Source organism: Nesterenkonia cremea (genome assembly GCF_014642675.1).
Classification (GTDB): domain Bacteria; phylum Actinomycetota; class Actinomycetes; order Actinomycetales; family Micrococcaceae; genus Nesterenkonia; species Nesterenkonia cremea.
Genome location: NZ_BMIS01000035.1, coordinates 1 through 1,316, shown reverse-complemented (window position 1 = coordinate 1,316; position 1,316 = coordinate 1). Strand labels below are relative to the sequence as shown.

At 63.8% G+C, this 1,316-nt stretch carries 1 protein-coding gene and 1 other annotated feature; the gene reads left to right on the top strand.

Annotated elements, in window-relative coordinates; translation table 11 throughout:
* The first annotated feature begins 51 nt into the window (after nucleotides 1–51).
* Nucleotides 52–1,301 (top strand): IS3 family transposase gene (locus IEW85_RS14215; protein WP_373286575.1). Its coding sequence is split into 2 segments (ribosomal slippage): nucleotides 52–364 and nucleotides 364–1,301, totalling 1,251 coding nucleotides; the frame shifts between segments, so codons are not numbered across the junction.
* Nucleotides 336–432 (top strand) — a sequence feature (AL1L pseudoknot). (Overlaps the previous gene by 97 nt.)
* Nucleotides 1,302–1,316 lie beyond the last annotated feature (15 nt).

Here is a 1,316-nt window from a genome sequence, read left to right as displayed (position 1 = left end):
TGAACCGTCCTGGGTTTTGTTCCGACCTACTTGATTCAGGAGGATCGGACTATGAGCAGGACCAGGACGTTCTACACCCCGGAGTTCAAGGACCGGGCAGTGCGGATGATGGAGGATCACTGCAGGATCGAAGATTGCTCCCGGTGGGCAGCCGCTGAGGCTGTCGGCCGGAAGCTGGGAGTCTCGGCGCACACGATGAACAACTGGGCCAAGCAGGCCCGCCGCGACGCCGGTGAAGAGACCGGGACCACCAGTGACGAGCTCGAAGAGCTCACCAGGCTGCGCCGCGAGGTCAAGGAGCTCAAGCGGGCCAATGAGATCCTGAAGTCTGCCTCGGCGTTTTTCGCCGCGGAGCTCGACCGTCCCACCACGAGATGATCCGGTTCATCGACGAACACCGGGATCGTTTCGGGGTCGAGCCGATCTGCCGCGTCCTGGGCGATGAGGCAGAGGGTGGGTTCATCACCTCTCGCGGCTACCGGGCCGCCAAAGCACGCGTCCGGTCAGCCAGGGCGCTGAAGGATGACCTGCTCATCCCCGAGATCCAGCGGATCCACGCGGCCAACTATGGCGTCTACGGGGTGCGGAAAATGTGGCACGCCCTACGCCGTGAAGGCTGGGAGATCGGCCGAGACCAGACCGCCAGGTTGATGCGTGCTGCCGGGGTCGAAGGCGCAGTCCGGGGACGTAAGCCCCGCACTACGGTGGCCGCGCCGGTGCCGGATCACCGTCCGGATCTGGTGGAGCGGAATTTCAAAGCACCTGCTCCTGGGCGACTGTGGGTCGCTGACATCACCTACGTGCGCACCTCTGCTGGGTTCGTCTACACGGCCTTCGTCACCGACGCCTACAGTCGGCGGATCGTCGGGTGGGCCACCCGCTCGACAATGACCACCGAGGCCCTCTCCCTGGAGGCCCTGGAGCATGCTCTGGCCACCGCCAGGCGCCACGAGGACGCCCAGCTGGTGCATCACTCGGACAGAGGCTCTCAATATGTAGCAATCGCCTACACCGAGAAACTCGCAGACCACGGCATCCGTCCCTCGGTGGGCACCGTCGGGGACTCCTACGACAACGCTCTGGCTGAGGCGGTCAACGGGCTGTACAAGACGGAGCTGATCTACTCCCAGCCCTCGTGGCGCTCGTTGACGGAAGTGGAGTTCGCCACGATGAACTGGGTCCACTGGTGGAACACCACCCGGCTGCACGAGCACCTCGGTCAGCAGACACCTGCCGAGGTCGAAGACGCCTACTATGAACACCAGCGAGGGGAATCTCTTGCTACAGAACCCCGGAACTAAATCCAGGACGGTTCA